This is a genomic window from Fructilactobacillus sp. X8R2C1, assembly GCF_059900955.1.
On the sequence record NZ_JBWXVI010000002.1, the window covers coordinates 260,981 to 282,879 of the forward strand.

The 21,899-nt window shown below is 36.9% G+C and carries 28 protein-coding genes, 1 tRNA gene and 1 other annotated feature; of the genes, 2 read left to right on the top strand and 27 right to left on the bottom strand.

Annotated features, from left to right (window positions below; genetic code table 11):
- Positions 1–6: 6 nt before the first annotated feature.
- The 17 genes from rpoZ to miaA form a co-directional block, all read right to left on the bottom strand.
- Positions 7–210 carry a DNA-directed RNA polymerase subunit omega gene (gene rpoZ / locus AC6UD6_RS03415; protein ID WP_500695688.1) on the bottom strand — a complete coding sequence of 68 codons (204 nt, stop codon included), beginning with the start codon at positions 208–210 and terminating at the stop codon, positions 7–9.
- Positions 210–827: a guanylate kinase gene (gene gmk / locus AC6UD6_RS03420; RefSeq protein WP_500693701.1), complete on the bottom strand. Its 618-nt coding sequence runs from the start codon at positions 825–827 to the stop codon at positions 210–212. The genes rpoZ and gmk overlap by 1 nt, the downstream gene beginning before the upstream one ends.
- An 82-nt stretch (positions 828–909) precedes the next feature.
- On the bottom strand, positions 910–2,616 hold the full coding sequence (gene recN, locus AC6UD6_RS03425; RefSeq protein WP_500695689.1) for a DNA repair protein RecN: 1,707 nt from the start codon (positions 2,614–2,616) through the stop codon (positions 910–912).
- A 12-nt stretch (positions 2,617–2,628) separates the two neighbouring features.
- Positions 2,629–3,447: a TlyA family RNA methyltransferase gene (locus tag AC6UD6_RS03430; RefSeq protein WP_500695690.1), complete on the bottom strand. Its 819-nt coding sequence runs from the start codon at positions 3,445–3,447 to the stop codon at positions 2,629–2,631.
- A 7-nt stretch (positions 3,448–3,454) separates the two neighbouring features.
- Positions 3,455–4,327 carry a polyprenyl synthetase family protein gene (locus tag AC6UD6_RS03435; protein WP_500695691.1) on the bottom strand — a complete coding sequence of 291 codons (873 nt, stop codon included), beginning with the start codon at positions 4,325–4,327 and terminating at the stop codon, positions 3,455–3,457.
- Entirely contained in the window at positions 4,314–4,565 is a 252-nt protein-coding gene (locus AC6UD6_RS03440; RefSeq protein WP_500693697.1) for an exodeoxyribonuclease VII small subunit, read from the bottom strand. Before AC6UD6_RS03440 ends, AC6UD6_RS03435 begins: the two co-directional genes overlap by 14 nt.
- Positions 4,565–5,914 (bottom strand): exodeoxyribonuclease VII large subunit, encoded by a 1,350-nt coding sequence (gene xseA, locus AC6UD6_RS03445; RefSeq protein WP_500695692.1) that lies wholly within the window; start codon positions 5,912–5,914, stop codon positions 4,565–4,567. The genes AC6UD6_RS03440 and xseA overlap by 1 nt, the downstream gene beginning before the upstream one ends.
- Entirely contained in the window at positions 5,904–6,767 is an 864-nt protein-coding gene (locus AC6UD6_RS03450; RefSeq protein ID WP_500695693.1) for a bifunctional 5,10-methylenetetrahydrofolate dehydrogenase/5,10-methenyltetrahydrofolate cyclohydrolase, read from the bottom strand. The genes xseA and AC6UD6_RS03450 overlap by 11 nt, the downstream gene beginning before the upstream one ends.
- A gap of 91 nt (positions 6,768–6,858) precedes the next feature.
- On the bottom strand, positions 6,859–7,257 hold the full coding sequence (gene nusB / locus AC6UD6_RS03455) for a transcription antitermination factor NusB (protein WP_500695694.1): 399 nt from the start codon (positions 7,255–7,257) through the stop codon (positions 6,859–6,861).
- Positions 7,254–7,682 carry an Asp23/Gls24 family envelope stress response protein gene (locus AC6UD6_RS03460; RefSeq protein WP_500695695.1) on the bottom strand — a complete coding sequence of 143 codons (429 nt, stop codon included), beginning with the start codon at positions 7,680–7,682 and terminating at the stop codon, positions 7,254–7,256. Before AC6UD6_RS03460 ends, nusB begins: the two co-directional genes overlap by 4 nt.
- 43 nt (positions 7,683–7,725) lie before the next feature.
- Complete coding sequence (efp, locus tag AC6UD6_RS03465; protein WP_500695696.1) at positions 7,726–8,286, bottom strand: elongation factor P; 561 nt, start codon at positions 8,284–8,286, stop codon at positions 7,726–7,728.
- Between the two features lie 114 nt (positions 8,287–8,400).
- Complete coding sequence (gene rpmA, locus AC6UD6_RS03470) at positions 8,401–8,697, bottom strand: 50S ribosomal protein L27 (RefSeq protein ID WP_010021538.1); 297 nt, start codon at positions 8,695–8,697, stop codon at positions 8,401–8,403.
- Between the two features lie 26 nt (positions 8,698–8,723).
- The gene (locus AC6UD6_RS03475) at positions 8,724–9,044 is read right to left on the bottom strand and encodes a ribosomal-processing cysteine protease Prp (RefSeq protein ID WP_500693692.1); all 321 of its coding nucleotides are present in this window, start codon (positions 9,042–9,044) and stop codon (positions 8,724–8,726) included.
- A 5-nt stretch (positions 9,045–9,049) separates the two neighbouring features.
- Positions 9,050–9,358: a 50S ribosomal protein L21 gene (rplU, locus tag AC6UD6_RS03480; protein ID WP_500693691.1), complete on the bottom strand. Its 309-nt coding sequence runs from the start codon at positions 9,356–9,358 to the stop codon at positions 9,050–9,052.
- A gap of 16 nt (positions 9,359–9,374) precedes the next feature.
- Positions 9,375–9,447: a sequence feature (ribosomal protein L21 leader region), on the bottom strand.
- A gap of 100 nt (positions 9,448–9,547) precedes the next feature.
- Positions 9,548–9,621, bottom strand: a tRNA-Arg gene (locus tag AC6UD6_RS03485).
- Between the two features lie 74 nt (positions 9,622–9,695).
- Positions 9,696–10,220 carry a hypothetical protein gene (locus tag AC6UD6_RS03490; RefSeq protein ID WP_500695697.1) on the bottom strand — a complete coding sequence of 175 codons (525 nt, stop codon included), beginning with the start codon at positions 10,218–10,220 and terminating at the stop codon, positions 9,696–9,698.
- Positions 10,207–11,127 carry a tRNA (adenosine(37)-N6)-dimethylallyltransferase MiaA gene (miaA, locus tag AC6UD6_RS03495; protein ID WP_500695698.1) on the bottom strand — a complete coding sequence of 307 codons (921 nt, stop codon included), beginning with the start codon at positions 11,125–11,127 and terminating at the stop codon, positions 10,207–10,209. Before miaA ends, AC6UD6_RS03490 begins: the two co-directional genes overlap by 14 nt.
- A 92-nt stretch (positions 11,128–11,219) precedes the next feature.
- On the opposite strand from miaA, the gene AC6UD6_RS03500 reads away from it, so the two are divergent.
- Positions 11,220–11,396, top strand: coding sequence for a DUF3042 family protein (locus AC6UD6_RS03500; RefSeq protein WP_500693688.1), 177 nt, complete (start codon positions 11,220–11,222; stop codon positions 11,394–11,396).
- Positions 11,397–11,439: 43 nt separating this feature from the next.
- Here the strand turns inward: AC6UD6_RS03500 and AC6UD6_RS03505 are convergent, their stop codons facing one another.
- From AC6UD6_RS03505 to AC6UD6_RS03535, 7 genes are all read right to left on the bottom strand, one after another.
- A complete protein-coding gene (locus tag AC6UD6_RS03505; RefSeq protein ID WP_500695699.1) occupies positions 11,440–11,844 on the bottom strand; it encodes a rhodanese-like domain-containing protein in 405 nt (134 codons plus the stop codon).
- A 20-nt stretch (positions 11,845–11,864) separates the two neighbouring features.
- On the bottom strand, positions 11,865–12,827 hold the full coding sequence (locus AC6UD6_RS03510; RefSeq protein ID WP_500693686.1) for an ROK family glucokinase: 963 nt from the start codon (positions 12,825–12,827) through the stop codon (positions 11,865–11,867).
- Between the two features lies 1 nt (position 12,828).
- Positions 12,829–13,056, bottom strand: a complete 228-nt coding sequence (locus AC6UD6_RS03515) for a YqgQ family protein (RefSeq protein WP_010021549.1) — start codon at positions 13,054–13,056, stop codon at positions 12,829–12,831.
- 36 nt (positions 13,057–13,092) lie between these two features.
- Complete coding sequence (locus tag AC6UD6_RS03520) at positions 13,093–13,767, bottom strand: rhomboid family intramembrane serine protease (RefSeq protein WP_500695700.1); 675 nt, start codon at positions 13,765–13,767, stop codon at positions 13,093–13,095.
- A gap of 10 nt (positions 13,768–13,777) precedes the next feature.
- Positions 13,778–14,311: a 5-formyltetrahydrofolate cyclo-ligase gene (locus AC6UD6_RS03525; protein WP_500695701.1), complete on the bottom strand. Its 534-nt coding sequence runs from the start codon at positions 14,309–14,311 to the stop codon at positions 13,778–13,780.
- Positions 14,312–14,366: 55 nt separating this feature from the next.
- Positions 14,367–14,516, bottom strand: coding sequence for a 50S ribosomal protein L33 (gene rpmG, locus AC6UD6_RS03530; protein WP_500695702.1), 150 nt, complete (start codon positions 14,514–14,516; stop codon positions 14,367–14,369).
- A 122-nt stretch (positions 14,517–14,638) separates the two neighbouring features.
- The gene (locus tag AC6UD6_RS03535) at positions 14,639–16,702 is read right to left on the bottom strand and encodes a peptidoglycan D,D-transpeptidase FtsI family protein (protein ID WP_500695703.1); all 2,064 of its coding nucleotides are present in this window, start codon (positions 16,700–16,702) and stop codon (positions 14,639–14,641) included.
- A gap of 147 nt (positions 16,703–16,849) precedes the next feature.
- Here AC6UD6_RS03535 and AC6UD6_RS03540 point away from each other — a divergent pair, with 147 nt between their 5' ends.
- On the top strand, positions 16,850–19,489 hold the full coding sequence (locus AC6UD6_RS03540) for a YfhO family protein (protein ID WP_500695704.1): 2,640 nt from the start codon (positions 16,850–16,852) through the stop codon (positions 19,487–19,489).
- Between the two features lie 45 nt (positions 19,490–19,534).
- Here the strand turns inward: AC6UD6_RS03540 and greA are convergent, their stop codons facing one another.
- The 3 genes from greA to mltG form a co-directional block, all read right to left on the bottom strand.
- Positions 19,535–20,011 carry a transcription elongation factor GreA gene (gene greA / locus AC6UD6_RS03545; RefSeq protein WP_500693680.1) on the bottom strand — a complete coding sequence of 159 codons (477 nt, stop codon included), beginning with the start codon at positions 20,009–20,011 and terminating at the stop codon, positions 19,535–19,537.
- Between the two features lie 63 nt (positions 20,012–20,074).
- On the bottom strand, positions 20,075–20,749 hold the full coding sequence (udk, locus tag AC6UD6_RS03550; RefSeq protein WP_500693960.1) for a uridine kinase: 675 nt from the start codon (positions 20,747–20,749) through the stop codon (positions 20,075–20,077).
- A 12-nt stretch (positions 20,750–20,761) separates the two neighbouring features.
- Complete coding sequence (gene mltG / locus AC6UD6_RS03555; RefSeq protein WP_500695705.1) at positions 20,762–21,889, bottom strand: endolytic transglycosylase MltG; 1,128 nt, start codon at positions 21,887–21,889, stop codon at positions 20,762–20,764.
- Positions 21,890–21,899 lie beyond the last annotated feature (10 nt).

Genomic DNA, 21,899 nt, shown 5'->3' on the forward strand with positions numbered 1-21,899 from the left:
CCTTTCTTACTTACTTTTTGGAGCGATGGTTAACACGCCGGCAGCAATTTCTTCCAACGCCATTCCAACTGATTTTACTGACTTATAATGGGGAAGCAATGGCTTCGCACCCTGATCAAGTTCTTCAGCTCTTTTGCTTGCTAACATAACGAGCGAATATCTTGAATCAACGTGTTGCAATAAATCTTCAAGTGGTGGATAAATAAACATTAAACTTCATCTCCTAATTTATTAAGATAATTTGGCATAACACGGTTTACCTTTAAACGTTCACTTTTAACAATTGTTTTAATTCGGTCTACCGCATTTGAAACCTTATCATTCACAACTGCATAATCATAGTTTTGCATCATTCGGATTTCCTTAGAAGCTTTTTCAATTCGTTTGTTGATAACCTCAATATCATCAGTCCCACGGCCAACCAAACGATCCCTAAGTGAATCAATGTCAGGTGGAGTTAGGAAAATAAAAACTCCATCGGGGCAGTTGGCACGCACCTGCATGGCACCATTAACTTCAATTTCCAGAAAAACATCTCTTCCTGAATCTAATGTCTCGTTTACGTATTGTAACGGGGTGCCATAATAATTGTCAACATACTTAGCATACTCCAGCATCTTACCATTTTTAATATTCTGTTCAAATTGATCCTTTGAAACAAAGTAATAATCAACCCCGTTAACTTCTCCCTCACGGGGTTTTCTGGTAGTCATCGAGATTGAATACTTGAAATCGACATCAGGCTCATTAAAAAGGGCTTTTCTAACCGTTCCCTTCCCCACTCCACTTGGACCAGAAAGAACAATTAACATTCCTCTTTCACTCACTTAAACCGCTCCTTTTTCGTAACTTCTTTATATATATTATGCAATTTATAAATCAATTAATCAATAAGAGATAAAATGAATGCTATTTAATTTTTTGTCTTTTTTGTTGATTGGCCAAGTTTAAAAGTTCAGAAGCGTGTTCCATGGTTAACTTAGTAACTGTGGTTCCTGCTAACATTCTAGCAAGTTCCTTAACTCGTTGCTCACCTGATAAGGGTTGAACAGAAGTTTCCGTTCGATTATTAGAATCAACATGCTTCGAGAGGAAATCATGATTATCAGCCATGGCGGCAACCTGTGGCAGATGGGTGATACACAAAACCTGGGATTTCTTACCAATTGCACTAATTTTATCAGCAATTGCTTGAGCCACTCTTCCCGAAACCCCCGTATCTACCTCGTCAAACACGATTGAAGTTACTCCTTGGACGCGGGAAAAAATCGTTTTAAGAGCTAACATAATTCGAGAAAGTTCACCACCAGAGGCAATTTTGGATAACGGTGCCATGTCCTCACCCGGATTCGTTCGGATGTAAAACTCAACTTCTTCAATTCCATTTCGATTAAAAGTATCTTTAGGTAAATTGGAAAAACGAACTTCGAACTGCGTTTTATCCATGTACAAATCAGCTAATTGTTGATGAATTTCATCCGTTAACTTTTCGGCTTGCTGATGTCTAATATCACTTAACTTTTTCCCAAGTTTATTTAATTCTTTGACAGAAGCATTGAAGCGTTCTTCTAAATTATTGCCACTCTTTTCATCCGTCTCCATATCAGTTAATTCACCAGAGATTTTATCGTAATACTTTAAAATCTGTTTAATCGAATCACCGTATTTTCGTTTTAACTCAAAAATAGTATTTAAGCGTTGCTCAACTTCGTTCAATCTGTCAGGATCAAACTCCAAATTATCCATCTGATTACTAATCTCTCCAGAAGCATCTTGCAGCGTATAATAAGCATTTTTAACATTCTCAGAAATTGACTTAAACTCATCATCTAACCGTTCTAAATCTTCAAGAGCATTCATGGCATCCCCGATCATATCAATCGGACTAATACTTTCATCACCATTAATATCATTAAAACTTCTTCCTAGACTATCGCTAATGGCTTGAAAATTATTTAAACGATCCCTTTCGGCTATCAGATCTTCTTCTTCGCCATCCGTTAAATCAGCCGTTTCAATTTCATTTACCTGGTACTTAAGCATATCAATGCGTTGAGCCCATTCTTTTTCATTTTTATTTTTATTATTTAATTCTTTCTTTAATTTAAGGTATTTTTCATATTGTTCCTGATAAAGCTTAAGCGTAGGTTTGAGGCTGTCGCGAGCAAATTCATCAAGTAACCCAATGTGCTTATCAGGTTGCATCAGCGCTTGATGTTCATTTTGTCCATAAATATCAACCAAAGTTTCGCCAACTTTTTTTAGCGTATTTGTATTCACCAATATACCATTGATGCGACATACGTTGCGGCCATTACGATATAATTCACGCTGTAAAATTACCGTATCATCATCATGTTCGATCCCAAATTTATCCAACACATGAGCAGTAAGACCATCTTTAGGAATAGCAAACATTCCCTGTAAAATTGATTTGTTCGCACCCTTTCTAATAAAGTGAGACGATCCCCTACCACCAGCAAGTAGACCAACGGCATCAATAATAATCGACTTTCCTGCACCAGTTTCTCCTGACAGAACTGTCATCCCTGAGTAAAAATTAACTTCCAATTGATCAATAATCGCAAAGTCTTTGATTGAAATTTCCTGTAACAACTTCTCACCTTCTTAATCATTTAAACTTTTATAAGCCCGATCCATGACACCATCAACTGCAACATCGTTTCCTACTTCAGGGTCATCAGATGACTTTAGATAAATCAAGAATTCGATATTCCCTTCACCACCCTTGATGGGAGAAAAATCAAGTCCTAAAACAGAAAAACCAGCCTCAGTCGCAAACTGAATGACGTTATTAATCACCTGTTTATGCACGTTTTTGTCCCTTACAATGCCATGCTTACCAACGTTTCCACGACCAGCCTCAAACTGGGGTTTTATTAATGCCACTACTTCCCCATTTTTAGCTAAAATTGATTTTAAGGGCTTTAAAATTAATTTAAGAGAAATAAAAGAAACGTCAATTGAGGCGAAACTAGGTTCTCCACAAGTAAAATCTTCTGGTTTACTGTACCGAAAATTAGTATTCTCCATTACAACAACACGAGGGTCGTTTCTAAGCTTCCAAACTAATTGGTTTGTCCCAACATCTAAGGCGTAACTCAATTTAGCTCCATTTTGTAACATTACATCCGTAAACCCCCCGGTGGAGGATCCGATGTCCAAAACGATTCTATCACGAACACTAATATTAAAACTTTTGAGTGCTTTTGCTAATTTTAATCCACCCCGACTGACAAAGGGAAGTGCATTGCCCTTTAAATGCAGCTTGGTTTCAACTGGAATCTTCACCCCAGGCTTATCCATGCGTTGTTCATTTTTTCCAAGTACTTCACCAGCCATGACGGCTCTTTTTGCCCTTTCGCGTGTGTCAAACAATCCTTGCTTGACAAGTAAGACATCAACCCGCTCTTTATCCTTTGCCATTATAACCTCACTTTTTCACCACAAAATAAGATAAAAATGAATCTAACAAATCGGGTGAAAATTCATCCGGCAACTTACTTAATGCCTCTTGACTTTTACTAACAGTCTCATCTAATTTTTGAATTGCTCCATTAATTCCCAACAAATTTACATACGTATTTTTATCAACATCATCCTGATTTTCAAGGTTAGGAGCATCTTTAATATCATCAAATATTTGAAATGCTAGCCCAAAATTCCAAGCAAACGCAGATAAACATTTCCGACTTGCTTGATCAGCATCAGCAATGGTCGCTCCTGCTATAACACAATAATGAAACAGCTCACCGGTTTTGTTTCTATGTAAATGCATTAATTCATCCAGATTCAAATGTTGGTTATCTGAACTAACATCTACAGTTTGACCAGCTACCATTCCGTCTGGACCAGCAGCATGGGACAATAACTGAATCAATTGAACTTTTTTTACAGCTGACAAATCAGCTCTTGAAAGCCAGTTAAACGCTAACGTCAACAATCCGTCTCCAGCTAAAGTTGCAATATCAGCGCCAAATTTTTTGTGATTGGAGAGTTGACCACGACGATAATCATCATTGTCCATGGCTGGTAGATCATCATGAATTAAAGAATAGGTATGAACTAACTCAACCGCAGAACTGGTTTTAATGGTGGACTCGTCAACTTCGTAATTCAAAGTTTTTAGGGTGGCTAACGTCAATAATGGTCGTAATCGTTTTCCACCAGCCATCAAAGAATATTTCATGGCATCTACAATTAATTTTATCGAGCTCGACTTATCAATGTTTGTTTCTAAAGTTCGATCGATTTTCGGAATATATTTATCTTTAAATTCTGAAAGAGTTTGTTTATTGGGTGTCATCACTGTCTCCACCTTGTTGATCACGATCAAATGGGATTTCATTATCACTGTCATCCATCATTTTAGTAAGCGTTTTTTGTGCATTTGAAAGTGTCTTTTGCATTTCGTTACTTAACTCAACTCCATCTTTAAATTCTGAAAGGGCTTTTTCTAAAGGTACGTCCCCCTGTTCAAGTTGATTAACAATTTCTTCTAATTTATCCATATTTTCTTCAAAAGTTGGTTTTTTATCTGCCATTATTTACTGTCTCCTTTAAGTCCAACATGATCAACGGTTGCACTAGCACTTCCATCACTGAACTGAATACGAATGTGTTCATCCTTTTTTAAATCCTTAGCCGACTTAACTAATTTCTCATGATCGTTTGTAACCATCCCATATCCAGAACTCATTAAACGTAGTGGGCTTAGATGGTCGAGTGCACTGACGTTTGAATTTAACTGATTCCGTTTTGTTTTCAAAATCACTTGAACGGACTTTTTCATCGATTCAAGATAATAATTAACCTGTTTTTGGTTTGCATTGATGCTATGAACCGGTGAATTTAATTTTAGTTGTTCTAAATAAGCTTGAAGTTGATTATGGTAATGATTTAGTAAATCTTTCATGTTAGTACCCAGTTTGGTATTTAAAGTATCTAATTGCTGGACATAGGATTCATAAAGACGTTCGGGCTGGTTAAAAACGTAAGAATTCATTACTTTATCGTATTGTGACCTCGAACGGGCAAAAATGTTATCCATGGCATTATAAATCCTAGTCTGTTTAGTCTTTAAATCAAGAATTACATCACTAAGCACAGGAACTGCCAACTCAGCAGCTGCGGTCGGGGTTGCTGCCCGTTTGTCAGAAACTAAATCAGCAATCGTTGTATCAGTTTCATGTCCAACTGATGAAATCACTGGAATTTTACTATCATAAATAGCTCTTGCTACAATTTCTTCATTAAATGGCCATAAATCTTCAATAGAACCACCACCACGACCAATAATAAGAGTATCAAATCCACCAATTTCGTTGACTCGGTTAATTTGATGAGCGATCTCACTCGCTGCATTCTCACCCTGAACAGCTGCTGGAAACAGGACAATTTGAGCAATCGGGAATCTCCGTCTAACGGTGGTGATGATGTCCTTAATAACTGCACCACTTTGAGACGTGACTACAGCAATTCTCTTAGGATACATTGGAAGAGGTTTTTTATGAATTTCCTCAAACAAGCCCTCTTTGGCAAGTTTATTTTTTAACTGTTCGTAGGCTTCATAAAGTTGACCCACTCCATCCGGTTCCATGTGATCAATATAAAACTGATACATTCCGGTTTTTTCATACACGGAAACATGTCCAGTAACAAGGACTTTCATTCCCTCCTCTGGCATGAATTTAATCTTAGAGAAGGCTGATTTAAACATCGTAACGTTAATTTTTGAGTTATCATCCTTTAAACTAAAATATTGATGAGTTGGTCGCAAGCGAAAGTTGGAGATTTCACCGGTAAGATAAACTCGTCCTAGGTATGGATCAACGTCAAATTTCTTTTTGATATACTGTGTCAAAGCTGATACAGTTAAATATTTACTTGCCACTCTTTTTGCTCCATTCACACATATCAACAGTTTGTTGCATCAAGGTTGCGATTGTCATTGGTCCCACGCCACCCGGCACCGGAGTGATATATTCGATATTGTCACTTTTTGATTTGTATTCGACGTCGCCAGCCAATTTACCATTCTCATCCATATTTTGACCAACGTCAATAACAACGGCACCTGGTTTAAAATCATCATCATTTAATATGGCATACTTGCCGACCGCTGAAATAACTACATCAGCTTGCTTCGTGTACTTTGAAACATCATCAGTGTGGCTATGAACGTCAATCACGGTTGCATCGGCGTTAAGCATCAACGCTAACATTGGCTTTCCAACAATTGAACTACGGCCAACAATCACAACGTTTTTACCATCTAAGTCAATATGGTACTCCGATAGTAAAGTCATAATGCCCTTCGGAGTACATGCAACCGGGTAATTCTCCTTAAGATTAAGAAATAACTTGCCGACATTAACGGGATGAAAACCATCCACATCTTTTGTAGGATCAATTGCCTCAATCACTTTGTCTTCGTTAATATGATCAGGAAGTGGCGATTGAACTAAGATTCCATTGATTTCAGGGTTCTCATTCAAACTTCTCACAATTTGGATCAATTCGTCTTGCGTGGTTGATTCAGGTAAAGCTTTCTTAACGGAATAGATGCCTAACTCTGTTGCCTTTTTTTCTTTGCTTCGAACATATCTTTGACTTGCCCGGTCATTTCCAACGATTACTACCGCTAATCCCGGATTAATTCCAGCTTGTTTTAGTTTAAAAACTCGCTTTTTTGTTTTTAAGTTCAGGTCTTTTGCAACCTTTCTGCCATCAATTATGCTAACCACGAAAACATCTCCCGATACATTATTAGTACAATTCTAGCATATTATTTTTGTTCTAGCTAAATGTAAAAAAATAAGAACCCATAACGGGTTCCTATTTTTCAATCGCACTATCTAAAACGCCATTAATAAAGTTTCGTGACTTATCATCACAAAACTTTTTAGCTAATTCTAAAGCTTCATTAATGGCAACTTTATTTGGCGTTGCTTCTTCATACTTAATTTCATACAGCGCAATTCTTAAGATAATTAGGTCAGCTTTACTAATTCGATCAATCGACCATTTATTCGCTAAGTGATCCGTAATGATCTTATCAAGTTCACTCTTATGCTCTCTTACCCCATTAACGATTCCCAAGTAATATTCTGGTGCCCTTACATCTTCATTTGTAAGATAATCAAAAAATTCACTTGGTTCAACAGCATCATTACTTTCCATCGCAAATAAGGTTTGAAAAGCTAACTCTCTAATTTGATGTCGACTTATTTTCACTTTTTATCCTCATTATCGAATAATTTATCAGTATCAACTTTGCCAGTACTCTTTGGAGGAATCATTCCCTCAACGTGAACATTTACGGAACCGATACGAAGGTCAGTCATAAACAACAACTGTTGTTTTACTTGGTTTTGAATCTCTAAAGCAACTTTAGGAACCGAAACCCCGTAATTTAGGTATACAAAAATATCAACATTCAATTTGCCATTCTTAATTGCTAATCTGATGCCCTTACCGCGCTCTTTTCTTCCAAATAATTCGTTAACACTGGAAGAAAAACTACCACGCATCCGGTTAACTCCTTCAACTTGCACGGCCGCAATTCCAGCAATGACCTCAATCACACGAGGTGCAATTTTAATCGACCCTAGGTCTGATTTCTTATTGTCGAGTGTAATGAAACTTTCGTCTGCTGCCATAATATAACCCCCAATTGGCTAAACAATCAGATCATTCTGACCATTATGCCCGAGAAATGTAAGTACCGTCATCAGTATTGATCACTAACTTATCACCCTTATCTACAAAGAATGGAACTTGAAGCGTTAAACCAGTGGTCATAGTAGCGGGTTTAGAACCACCGGAAGCAGTATCACCTTTAATCCCAGGTTCAGTATCCGCTACTTCAAGTGTGACCGTCTTAGGCACTTCAACTCCCAGAGTTTCACCGCCATACTGAATAACTTGAACTTCCATATTTTCTTGTAAGTAGTTCATTTCTTCTTTAACTTGCTCTCTTGGAATCGTTAGTTGTTCATAATTATCCATGTCCATGAAGACAAGTCCACTACCATCATCATAGAGGTATTGCATCTTTTTGGTTTCAATGTTAGCTTTTTCAACTTTAGCACTAGCCCGAAAAGTTTTTTCCTGAACGGCTCCCGTCCTTAAATTCTTTAACTTAGTACGAACAAATGCTCCACCCTTACCGGGCTTTACGTGTTGAAAACTAACAATCTTCCAGATGTTATTGTCAGCTTGAATGGTCATACCATTTTTTACTTTTACAATTGAAATTGACATTTTCATGCCTCCCACATATTTATGTTCCTATCATATCAATATTGATCACGTAAAAGCAAGTTACGATATTGATAAAAAAAGAGACCCCTGCGTTAACGCTAGGCCTCTTTGGATTTACTTAGTTGCTACTTCTGCTTCAGGGTAAACAGAAACTTGACGTTTGTCACGACCTAAACGTTCGAAACGAACAATCCCATCAACTAAAGCAAATAATGTGTCATCTCCACCACGTTTAACGTTCTTACCTGGATAGATATGAGTTCCACGTTGACGGTATAAAATTGTACCAGTTGTTACTGATGAGCCATCAGCAGCTTTAGTCCCTAAACGACGTCCAGCTGAGTCACGACCGTTAGATGATGAACCACCGGTTTTATGGTGAGAGAAAAATTGTAGATTCATTTTTAACATGCGTTTACACCTCCAAATTAAAAGTGTTATTTTACTTCAACGTAATTCGAATACTGTTTTGAAATATCCATAAGTCCATTCATAAAGCTTTTAAGTAACGTTTGGACCTTAACATCATTCAAATGTTCAACCGGAATCTTAACTTGGAGATATCCTCCATTTTTTTCATCCTGTTCTACATATGGATCAATGTCACAAACGGTAATTAACCCGTTCACAGAAGAAATTGCTAACGCTGATACTGCTGCACAGACGATATCATGCCCATACTCACCAGAATCAGCGTGGCCAGTCACTTTAAATCCAGTTATTAAATTATGATTTAAATCAAATGTAGCTTTAATCATACGACTTAAGCGTTAATCTTGTTGATAGTAACCTTAGTATAAGGTTGTCTATGACCCTTCTTTGATTGAGCACCCTTTTTAGGTTTGTATCTAAAGATACGGATCTTCTTACCCTTACCTTGCTTATCAACTTTTCCTTCGACTGAAGCACCATCGACTAATGGTGAACCAACCTTAGGGGTTTTGCCACTAACAAAGACAACATCATCAAAAGTAACCTTGTCACCTTCGTTAGCATCAAGTTTTTCAACAAAGATGGCTTCACCTTCAGAAACTTTGTATTGCTTGCCACCTGTTTCAATAATTGCGTACATGTAGTGCACCTCCTTATAATTTGCTTAGACTCGCCAGTATTAAGTGCCCAATGGGCCTTAAAACTCAAACTGAGCGGTTGTAGCTGTGGAAGTCCACAATTACAACATCATAAGTATATAAAAATTAATGTTATAAGTCAAATGAAAAAGGGACACACCAGATATTAAGCGTGTGCCCCTTTCTCGAGATGTCGCAGGAGCGATTCGAACGCTCGACCTACGGTTTAGAAGACCGTTGCTCTATCCAGCTGAGCTACTGCGACATAAACTCAAACAACAAGAATAATTATATTGAATATCGAACTATAAGTCAATGGTTTTTAGTACATTGCTTGATTTAATGATCATTTAAAACCAGCTTTAAATCATCTTGCAGTAGACTGTTAAATCTATCGGTGATTGTATCTGAACTAAAGCCTAAATCAACAAGGCCGAACTTTAAGAATAAAGTCCAAGCGTGCTTATATCCGATCTTGCTTTTCTCATAATAACTTTTTAGTAACATATTCAGCATTGATAAATATAAAGAATTAAGGTCATCAGTCTTTTTCATTCCTAATAACTTATTTAACATCTCGTCATCTACAGTAATCACATCCACCCAACTTTGTAGGTTAGCAATTAGCAAAAAATCCCTGAGAGTCCTAATGTAACTTTCGAGCTGGTTGTCACGATTGTTCTCGGAACTAGTGATGTCTGTTTGAAGCATCCCAGAATTTTTAGCCAATTCAGAAAAGTGAATGTCTAACGAAACGTAAGAACTTGAAACATGAGTTCCGGGTTTCCAGATTGTTTGATTTTTAGCATCTAATTGCCGATATAAGTTGACTGTATCAGAAACCATTTTGTCAATATCCATCATTATTTTGCCACTCCTTAATTTGTTGTTCAATTTGAGTAATTTCTTCAGGATGTTGAATTAAATCATACCAAGTAACATCCATCTTGTTCCTAAACCACGTTAGTTGTCTCTTAGCGTAGTGTCTTGAGTCTTGCTTAACATCTTCTACTACTTGATCCAAACTTTCGTTACCCTTGAAATAAGGGATGAATTCGCGGTACCCAATTCCCTTACTAGCAGGAATTTTACTCCCACCATTTTCAAAAAGCCATTTATTTTCTTTAATTAACCCGTTTTCCATCATCTGGTCTACTCGTTGATTAATCCGCTGGTATAGGACATCACGACGCGTATTAAGTCCCACAATCAACTCATCATACTGCTGTCCCTGATTATCCTGCTTGGAAATTGGCTTTCCACTAACAAGGTATACTTCGAGAGCCCGTAAAATGCGTCGTGTGTTTTGCATAGGTGTCTTTGATGCCGTTACAGGATCAACCAGATTTAATTTATCCCACATTTTCATTGGACCAAATTCGTTAAGTTCATTAATCAATGTTGCTCTAATTTCAGGATCATTCTTACTTCCTAAATTTAATCCCCTTAAGAGTGAATTAAGATAAAATCCAGTGCCACCAACAATAATTGGAAGATGCCCTCGATTCGTAATTTCCTTAATTAATTTTTCAGCAGCTTCAACAAAATCAACCACCGAATATTGTTCGTTAACATCAATGATGTTTATTAAATAATGAGGAATTCCCTGCTGCTCCGTTCGAGAAATCTTGGCAGTACCAATATCTAGATGACGGTAAACCTGCATTGAGTCGCCAGAAATAATTTCTCCATTAAACTGTTTTGCAATTTTAATTGACAAGTCCGTTTTTCCAACAGCCGTTGGACCAACAATCGCTAATAATTTGTTCATAAATTCACCTAATTAATGATGTTCTATACTGGATATATTAGCGCAAATAACGCATAATAGACAAGTAGATAATAAAAAAGGAGGCAATGACTATGAGTAAATTTACACAAGGATTTACTACGGGAGTTGCAGCATGTATTGGAATCGCTGCAGGAGTTTGGCTTTCATTCAAGAAAACGGTGGTTCAACCAATGGAGGAACAAGAGTCCAAAATTAATGAAAACCGTAAAAGAGCAAACAGAAAAAGTCATTCAGCTCATTTAAGTTAATTATTAATAATAAAAAGAGAACTCGATCGAGTTCTCTTTTTAGTTAACCCTTTTTAATTTTGCCATCCCATCGCTGGTAACCCTGGTTAAGAATTGAAATATTTTTAAAACCCTTTTTGTGAAGGAATTTGGCAGCTTTCATACTCAAAGTCTTATTCTGATCGTACAAATAAACTGGTAGATCTGGTCTCAGTTCTTGATAAAAACTTCGAAAAGTTGAATATGGCATGTTTCTTGAACCAAGAATATGACCATCATTAAAAGCTTTACTTTCACGTAAGTCAATAACTTGCGATTTGCGAATCCCACTTTGAAATTCATCTTCATTTAAAAACTTACAATAACGTTTGGCCATTAAAATAGTAAATTCATGGTATAACCACCAAATTAACAGAACCACTCCTAGAGTGATCAGAAAATAAAGAACTGAAACTATCACACTACTCAATTAAAATCTCTCCAATACTTTTATCTAAATTGTAATGCTAACGAAGCTGCACCAATTACCCCAGCATCATTACCCAACTGAGCTAATTTAACTTTAGTTGAATCTCTAATTGATGGAAAGGCATTTTCCTGGAAATATCTAGTAGTTGGTTGAAGCAAAGTGTTTCCAGCATTCGAAACTCCACCACCGATAATGATACTTGCTGGGTTCAAAGTATTTCCAATATCAGATAAGGCTAATCCAAGGTAAAAACAAATCTTATCCACAACCTGATTAGCAAAAATGTCGCCATTATCTGCTAGGTAAAAAACCATTTTTGAAGTGATTTTTTCATCAGTATTTTCGAGATCCTTTAACCGTGAATGTCCCTTAAAATCTTTAGACATATCCTTAGCTACGTGAACAATTCCAGTTGCTGAAGCGTACTGTTCTAAGCAACCCCTTTTGCCACAGGTACAAAGGTAACCATTTGGTTGAACAGCAATGTGTCCAACTTCACCTGCTCCACCATTAACACCATGAAGGAGTTTACCGTTAGCAATGACTCCACCACCAACTCCAGTTCCTAACGTAACAAAGACTACGTCGTCTTCGGTACTACCTGCACCCTTCCAGTATTCACCTAAGGAAGCCACATTGGCATCATTGTCTAATTGAAATGGTAATCCAACCCCATTCTGAATCAATTCTCGAACTGGTTGTTCATCTTTCCAGTTAAGGTTAAAAGCTTCGGAAACTGTCCCCTTTTCACGGTTTACAGTTCCTGGTGTTCCCATTCCAATTCCAACAAAATCATTAATGGTTTTGTCAGAATCCTCGATATGTTTGTTGATTGACTTAACAATGTTCTCAACGATGTGAGCGCCCTTATCACTAGTATCAGTGAGTACTCTCCATTTATCAAGGACCTCACCATTTTCGTCCAAAAAAGCCATTTTAGTAGTGGTACCACCTAAGTCAATTCCAATCAAATTCTTTGCCATTCTATAGACCTCCCGTCTCATTTTTAGATTTTAAGTTTTTTTCTTCAATCCTGTGTTCACGTGTTAATACTAGTTTTGCGGATGTAAACTCTCGATCACTAACTACATGAGCATCATGAAGATGGTCGAGTTCTAAGGCCATTACTTCAATATCCCAAAGTCGTTTACCGACATATACATATATTCCAAATTTTTTTAACAGTTGTTGAACATCATATAGAGTTGTCATTTTAATCATCATCCTAAATTAACTATGTACAACGTGTCAACGAACAGAACCTAAATAGTACATTATTATTATACCAATAATTAAAGCGGTTGCATAAAATAATCTCATAATTTTATTTAAATTGATATTGTGCTTTAATCCTACAACAAAACTAATCAGGTAACCACCAATGAATCCGCCAATATGACCAAAAATATCAATACCAGGTGTAAAGATATCAAACACAAGGTTAATTACCACAAAAAGAATAAACGTCTTTGCAGTACTTCTGACAAATGAATCACCACGATACTGAAAAGCAATCATCAAAAAGGCACCGAATAATCCAAAAATAGCGGTACTGGATCCTGCTGAAATTCCACTTCCAAACGCGAAGCTCATTAAATTTCCACAAAATCCTGCAACCATAAAAATGACAAAATATCTTAAATGACCAACGATTGGTTCAATTAATTTCCCCAAATAGTATAAGGTGATTCCATTAATTAAAATATGTTGAAAACCAATATGAACAAAAATGGGAGTAATTAGGCGCCACCACTGACCATCTTTTACTAAGGGGTTATATTGCGCACCAAACTTTAGTAGATTAACGGTGTTCTCTGAGCCACCACTTAAAGTCATCATTAAATATACAACTACCATGATGAACAGTAATAAGTACGTTACCCAGGGATAATTATTGACTCTTTTAAGTTTTTGTTTGATCATCTTAAATCCTCTAAAAAATAATCCGATCCAATCTAACGTCAAATGGATCTGGCTTCCAATTTAACTCAGAAACGATTTGTGCTTCTTGGGCCAGTGAAACCTTATAGCCGTCAAATCGAGATAAATAACGATCATAAAATCCCGCACCATAACCAATTCTCTGATTACTATCAGGATTAAAAGCAACTCCTGGAACCACCATCAAATCAATCAAATTACTGATGATCGTCTTTCCATTAACGGGCTCCCAGATCCCAAACTTAGTCTTTTGAAACTTTAAAGTATGGCTAAGCTCAACAAACTCCATCTGATGCTTAGGAAGTGTATGAGGAACCACCACCTTTTTCCCATCATTTAAAGCCGCAAAAATGATGGGAGCTGTGGGAATCTCAATGGCGGTATTCATGGTTGTGGCAACCACCTTAGCGTTCTGCCATTCTTGAAGGTTAAAGAGCGCTTCATACAACCCATAAAAGAATTGATCCGATGGCTTAGCATTTTTCATTCTTTTTAAAACTAATTCTCTAACTTTATTTTTATTCATTTACATCACCCATTAATTTTATAATAAAAAAGATTTTGGGTAAAAACCCAAAATCTTATTTTGTTTCGCGATGTAAAGTAACTTTTCTATCACGTGGGCAATACTTTTCTAATTCTAAGCGATCGGGATTATTTCTACGACTCTTAGTTGATAAGTAATTGCGTTCGTGGCATTCAGTACATTCCAAAGTGATATAAACACGCATGTCAAATACCTCCAAACATATTCGTTTTTTATAACTAATTCAACAATCATAATATTAACATCTTTAGCACTATATATCCAGTCTCATTTAAAGAACGTTAAGTAATTTTACTTAACAGTATTTTATGGCTTATTCTGAACATCATCCCAGTATGCTTGATAAATTTGTTTAGCAAGATTCAAATTATTACTTTCAGCGTCAACCGGGAGATTAGGAATGGCTAATGCAACCACTACCTGTGGATCCTTTGATGGTGCATAGGAAGCCAAACTCAGAGTAACAGTTGGTTTTCCATTGTAAAATGTTTGGGCAGTACCCGTCTTAGCAGATACTTCGGGAGATAGGCTTGACAAATCTCCACCGGTTTTATATTTATTGGTACCATGAACTACTTGATACAATCCCTGTGTAACAACGTTTCGTTCTTGTTGTGTCATTGGAATTTCATTTAACACCGTTGGCATCGTCGTATTCTGAACATCTCCAAGTTGTCCGTTCTTGGTATTGGTTGATCTTACATTTTGAACCACATGTGGCTTCAAACGATATCCGCCATTAGCAATAGTGGACATGTATTGGGCTAATTGAATCGTAGTGTACGAATCATAGTTACCAAATGATTCATCCAAAGATTTCCCAATATTAGCAAACGTTGATGGTCCTTGAATGCCGGCAGTTTCACCCGGTAGATCAATCCCAGTCTTAACACCTAAACCAAACTGATTGAAGTAGTTTCGTTCGATGTTAAAAATGTTGGGACTCATGTTAAGTGATCCTCCTGCTTTATACCTGAAGCCCCCTTCTTTCATAGCAAGTTGCATCATGTAAGAGTTAGAGGAAACCTCTAGAGCACCCTGGGCGTTAACCGGCATGTTGGCCTCACCATTTTTATTAAACCAAGAACTCTTCTTAGCTCCACCAATATCAATTGGCATATCTTCCATTGTACTGTTATTCGGTGTAATAACCTTATCCATTAGGGCACCTGAAACCATTGCACCCTTAACAACCGATCCCATTACAATGGCACTGTTGATGGTTCCTAATTCGTTTGGTGTTACTTTACCAGTCTTAGGATCACGGTTAACACCAGCCATTCCAATTACCGCACCGGTCTTTGGGTTCATAACAACGGCATAAGCTCCCGTTGAATCACCAACGCCACCAGACTCTGCACCCTTAACCAAATCTTGGAGTTTATTTTGAAACTTAGAGTTAATGGACAACTGAAGATTCTGGCCCCGTTGGCCTGGATACTTCTTAACTTCTTTAACAATCTTGTTATCCCCTCCAACTTTAACCTCGGTCTGGGACTTAGAGCCACGTAAAATTGGTTCATATTGTTGTTCCAAATTACTTTGTCCAACTGAATCATTTCTTGAATACCCTTCAGCTAAAAGTTCATTAACCCGATCAGAAGGTAACCCAGTTTTACTGGATGAAACATTTCCAACAATACTTTGAATCTCATTTCCAGATGGATAATCACGAGACCAACTTGTTCCAACCTGAACTCCAGGCATTTCAGAAGCATGTTCACCAACTTCAGCAATTTCTTTGTTACTTACACCATCCGTTTTAATGTTGGTAGTTGATAATTGATAAGCCCCACTCATTTCCGTAAAAATAGCAGCTGCGTTCTTCATTTGAGGGGTAACCTTTACAATTTTTCCATTCTGGATCATATCTAAAGCCTTATTGTAGGCTGCTTGTGGCGCTAACTTTGTTCCATTAGGAACTTCCTTAGTAGCGTTTGCAAGGTTAGTCTTATCGGCCAAGTAGTATTCACCAATCTGCTTTTTAGTAAGCCCTTTAGTTGGGAGGGTGATGTAACTCCCAAGTTTATTGGCATCATTATAAATCTCCTGGGGCATTACGCTTAATCCTTTAGTATAGGTGATGGCCCGATGAGTTTTGTTACCAACTAAAACTTTCCCGGTTGAGTCATAGATCATCCCACGCGGAACATTACCATACTTAACTGAATTATCGCTCTGATTAACATCAGATTTATAAACTGATCCTTGAAAAATCTGCATGTATGCTAGTCGAAATACTAAAACTGCAAACAATATTCCAACAATTGCGAAGATAAAATTCAGTCGAAATGGAATTTTGGAATTACCGTTTCGCCGGCTTGAATCCCGACTCCTTCTTCTAAATAACCGATCAAAAAAGTTTCTCACGATGCTAACGCTCCTTAACTAATTAATAACTCGAATTCATCACTTATGGCGCTTTTCTTAATTTATATATGATACTCTATTTATTAGAAAAACGACAAACCTAATCTTATTATAATTCATTGCTTTATAAATTAATGAGGTAATTAAATGCTTAACCAAAAAATAAAAAAGAGCCTATCTAAAAACTTCGCATTAATCCTAAGCTTTTTAATACCACTAGTTATTATGGCATTATACGCAGCATATCGCAATATGGCACCCTTCGGAAATAATACGATTCTAACGGTTGATTTAGGACAACAGTACGTTGATTTTTTTGCATATTTTAGAAGAGCCATCTTGCACCATCCTTCATCAATTCTTTATTCGTTTTCTAACGGACTAGGGAATGAAATGATCGGGACTTGGGCTTACTATCTAATGAGTCCATTAAACCTTATCTTACTCTTTTTTAATAACGCATCCCTCCCATCAGGGATTCTCATCCTATTACTTTTAAAGATTGGCTTATCTGGTTTGACCTTTACCATTCTAGTTCGCAAACTTCATCTTACTAATTCTTCACTCATACTGTCATCATTTGCAACTGCATATGCATTAAATGGTTGGATGATTGCAAATAACCTAAATATCATTTGGCTTGATGCCATGATTTTACTTCCTTTAATTGTGCTTGGTTTAGTTAAACTCTTAAAAAACAACCAAAAACTACTTTTCATTACATCATATACCGCTATGTTGATCATTAACTATTATATGGCATACATGATTACGATTTTTATCGTAGCACTAACTATCTACTATTTAGCCATCAATGTTTCAAATATCAAAGATATGTTTGTTGGATTTTTGCGACTAGTCGCAAATGGATTAATTTCGGTGGGATTAGCTGCTTTCATTCTTCTGCCAACCATTTATTCACTGATTAACTCCAAGGGCCAGGGATTTTCTGATAAATTGAACTTTAAATTTGAATATCCAATGCTTGACTTAGTAACTAAATTTGCTCCTGGGGCCTTTAATTTTGACCAAATGCCCAAGGGCTTACCAAACCTTTTTATTTCAGAAACGATTTTGGTACTATTTTTGTTCTTCTTTGTTAATAAAACCTTCTCCAAAAAAACTCGAATTTTCACTTTGGTAATGACCATCTTTTTACTGTTGTCAACGTGTTTTCAGCCACTCGACTTATTTTGGCATGCATTTCAGTTTCCAATCTGGTACCCCTACCGTTTTTCGTTTGTAATATGTTTTTGGTTCATCATGGTCGCGCTAGTTAGCTTATCTCACATTCAGGCAATTAGTTTTAAGCAAATTGGAACGTGGCTCATAATTTTATTGCTTGCACTAATGGTCGCTTATACCACCATTAGAATGCCTCAATATAACTACCTTAAATGGTTCACAATTGTGATTGAGGGACTTATGATTTTAGCCGCCATCATCGTTTTATTAACCCACTTCCGGAATGAAAAATGGTTTAATTTGGGTGTTTTTTCACTAATTGTCTTTGGGATTACCATTAATCTTATTCTCTCTTTAAATAACATCTCATACTTAAGTAACTCAGAATACCGTGGTTACGTAAATAAATTAGATCATGTCACAACTTACCTGAAACATCATTCTTTAGATGGCCCATATCGAATCAGCAAGGACTTTTCCCGAACTAAAAACGACCCCTTTAACTTTAATTTTTATGGTGCTTCCTTATTTTCATCCGTCATGAATCCTAAAATGTCTGATCTAGTTGGAAAAATTGGTCAGCCAAATGGCGATGGCGTAATCGAATATTCCAGTGGAACCATGGTTTCAGATGCACTGCTCTCAATGAAATACCATCTGGCTCGTCCCTACACAGCTTCAGTTGACGTTCCAGGTATTAGAGAATTCCCAGAACGATATGACCAAAACTCATACAAAAACATGGGATCATCTGAGGGATTCTCAATATACGGAGACCCGTATGCGTTACCAATGATGTTTAGAGCCAGTAACCAATCAATCCACAAAAATGCTGCCAGTCCAGATCCCATTCAATACCAAGCACAGCTATGGTCAAATCTAGCGGGGGACAACCAAGTCCAAAGTCACCTCTTTTCGAGCAGTAACTTCAATCACGTTAGATACAATAACGTAACCAAACACAATCAACTTACTGGCACCATCTTCAACAAAGTCAACGTCTTACAGCCGGCCTCTCTTGATCTCACGTTTAAGCCAAAAACTAATGACTCTTACTACTTAACGATGGGAACAGCGTTAAATAACGGTAACTGTGATTTGTCAGTTGATGGTAACCAACTGTCACTTAGTCCTGAATCTAATTCGATTAAGGTCATTAATATTGCCAATAACGCAAAAAACAAAAAGATTAAAGTAAAAATCAGCTTGAAAAAGTCATCACTTTGGTTAGAAAACTTTACTTTATACCAGCTAAATAATTCTTTATTTAAGCAAACCGATCAAAAACTTCAATCGGGAACCAAAAAAATATCCAGCCCAAACGCACGAACGGTAAAGGCTGATATAAAGACAAACAGTTCTAATTCAGTAATTGCTTCAAGTATCCCGTACTCGAAAGGCTGGAGTGCCCAAATAAACGGAAAGAAACATTCAATCACGAAATGGGATCATTACTTCATTGCACTTAAAACTGGAAAAGGAATGAAGCACATTCAGCTTTCATATTGGCCACCATTCTTAAATATGGGAATAATCATTAGTGCTTTGACACTTCTCACCTTAATTTTAAGAAGTTGGTTTAAAAAAAGATATACTAAATAGGGCAATCGTCACTGGAGACGATTGCCCTATTTTAAATTAAAATTATTATTTAACTGATAATATCTTGACATGCATTACGCCAGCAGGAATATCAATATCAACGTTTTCCCCTACTTTATGGCCAAGCAAAGCCTGTGCAATTGGAGAATCATTCGAGATTTTTCCACTCATCGGGTCAGCTTCAGCAGCTCCGACAATTGTAAATGTCTCTGGCTCTTCATCAGGTAGTTCCTTAAACTGAATTTCTTTTCCAACGGTTACTTCATCTTCGTCGGTCTCTTCCTTATCAACCACTTGAGCATATTGTAGCATGTGCTCTACCGTAGCAATTCTGCTCTCTAACATACTTTGTTCGTTTTTGGCAGATTCGTATTCAGAATTTTCAGATAAATCGCCGTAACTTCTAGCGACTTTGATTCGATCAACAATCTTTGGTCTTTGATTGACCTTTAAATCTTTTAATTCAGTTTCGAGCTTTTCTTTCCCCTCTTCAGTCATCGGGTACATTTCATCTTCAGCCATTCTTACACCTCACTATTTTATTCAAAATTAAAATACCATTTAAATTAAAGTTTGGCAACTTAATTATATTGTCGTATCAATTGCATTACTAATCGGATCGTCACCAACGTCATTTAAAATTGACTGAATTTTAGTAACTAGTAAGTCAATTGCTACTTGATTTTTGCCACCCTCAGGAATAATTATATCAGCATATCGTTTCGTGGGTTCAACAAATTGGAGATGCATGGGGCGAACGGTTGCTAAATATTGTTGAATTACCGAATCAAGCGTTCGACCACGTTCTTTGGTATCCCGCTCAATCCGCCTAATGACGCGAATATCAGCATCAGTATCTACATAAACTTTAATATCCATTAGGTCCCGGAGCCTTTTATCATCAAGGATTAGAATCCCCTCAACAATAATTACATCACGTGGTTCTTGAGTGACAGTTTCACCACTCCGGGTGAATTTGGAATAATCATAAACCGGTTTCTCAATTGATTCATAGTTTAACAGCTGCTTCAATTGCTTAACCATTAAATCAGTGTCAAAAGCAAGCGGATGATCGTAGTTAACCTGTCTTCTTTCGTCCATCGTCATATTGGATTGATCCTTATAGTAAGAATCTTGCTGCAAGATTGCAATTGAATGTCCCAGCAAACGATTCAAGATTGACCTACTTACCGTAGTTTTGCCACTACTAGAACCTCCAGTAACTCCAATAATTACAGGTCTTTTTTTGCTTTTCACTATTTTAATCCTCCACTATCGATCCATATGAGTTTTAATGTTATTTTGCTGTTCTTTTAAGGTTTTAGCGTAATAAATCTTTTTAGTTTTCGGATCGGCCAAGAAATATAAATATCCTTTAGACATATCAGTTGGATATAGCACAGCTTGAACTGAGCTTATCGAGGGATTATCAAATGGTCCAGGACCAAACCCTTTATTAACATAAAGATTATATTTGGAATTAACCATTAAATCACGTTTTGAAAGTGTCTTTGAGTTTTTATGAAGTGCATACAAAACGGCCACATCCGATTGAAGTGGCATCTTTTTTTCAATGCGATTTCTTAACACACCAGCCATCTTATTACGATCATTTTGACCTACACCTTCACGTTCAATCAAAGATGCTAACGTTAAAGTTTGCTGAACCGTCAGCTTTTGCTCTTTCATTCTTTGATAATATGGACCATACATTTGATTGCTTTTAGCGAGCATTAAACTGACCATCATCTTTAACGACGAATGTTTAGGGACGGGATATGTCGCTGGATAAAGGTATCCTTCAAAAAGATAACGGGTCCCCTTGGCATCTTTAGCGGACCCCAGTAATTCTGGATAATCCTTGGTCATTTCATCAAAGAAATTACGATTCTTCATCAGGGAAATAAATTCTGCCCTAGAAAAATCGGTATTTTTAGCCACAATATCCGCAATTTGGTCGATGTTAGCTCCTTCTGGAACGGTAACTTTACTATCAGTGCTTTGAATGGGTTCGAAACTTCCACCCTTTTGTAAACTCTTGGCAATCGTATCTAGGGACATTGACGGCTTTAATTGATAATATCCTGACTTAAAACTAGTGATGTTGTGTGATTTTACATAGTAATTAAATACCATTCCACTTTTAACTACCTCTGACTTCTGTAAGATTGCCCCAATCTTTTTGGTGGAAGCGCCTCTTGGAATGTTAACTTGAGTCACTTCATTATCATGAGGATCCAGTGGTTGAAGTGAAGTTTTAAAATAGTGATGTCCAAATAACGCAATTGCAATTACTAAAATTACAATAATTGCAATCACAGAATAAATAATTTTCTTCCCAAATGAACTAGTTTTAATTTTGGAAATAAAACCACCCAAATGCCTTTTTCTCTCACTCATTATGAATCCA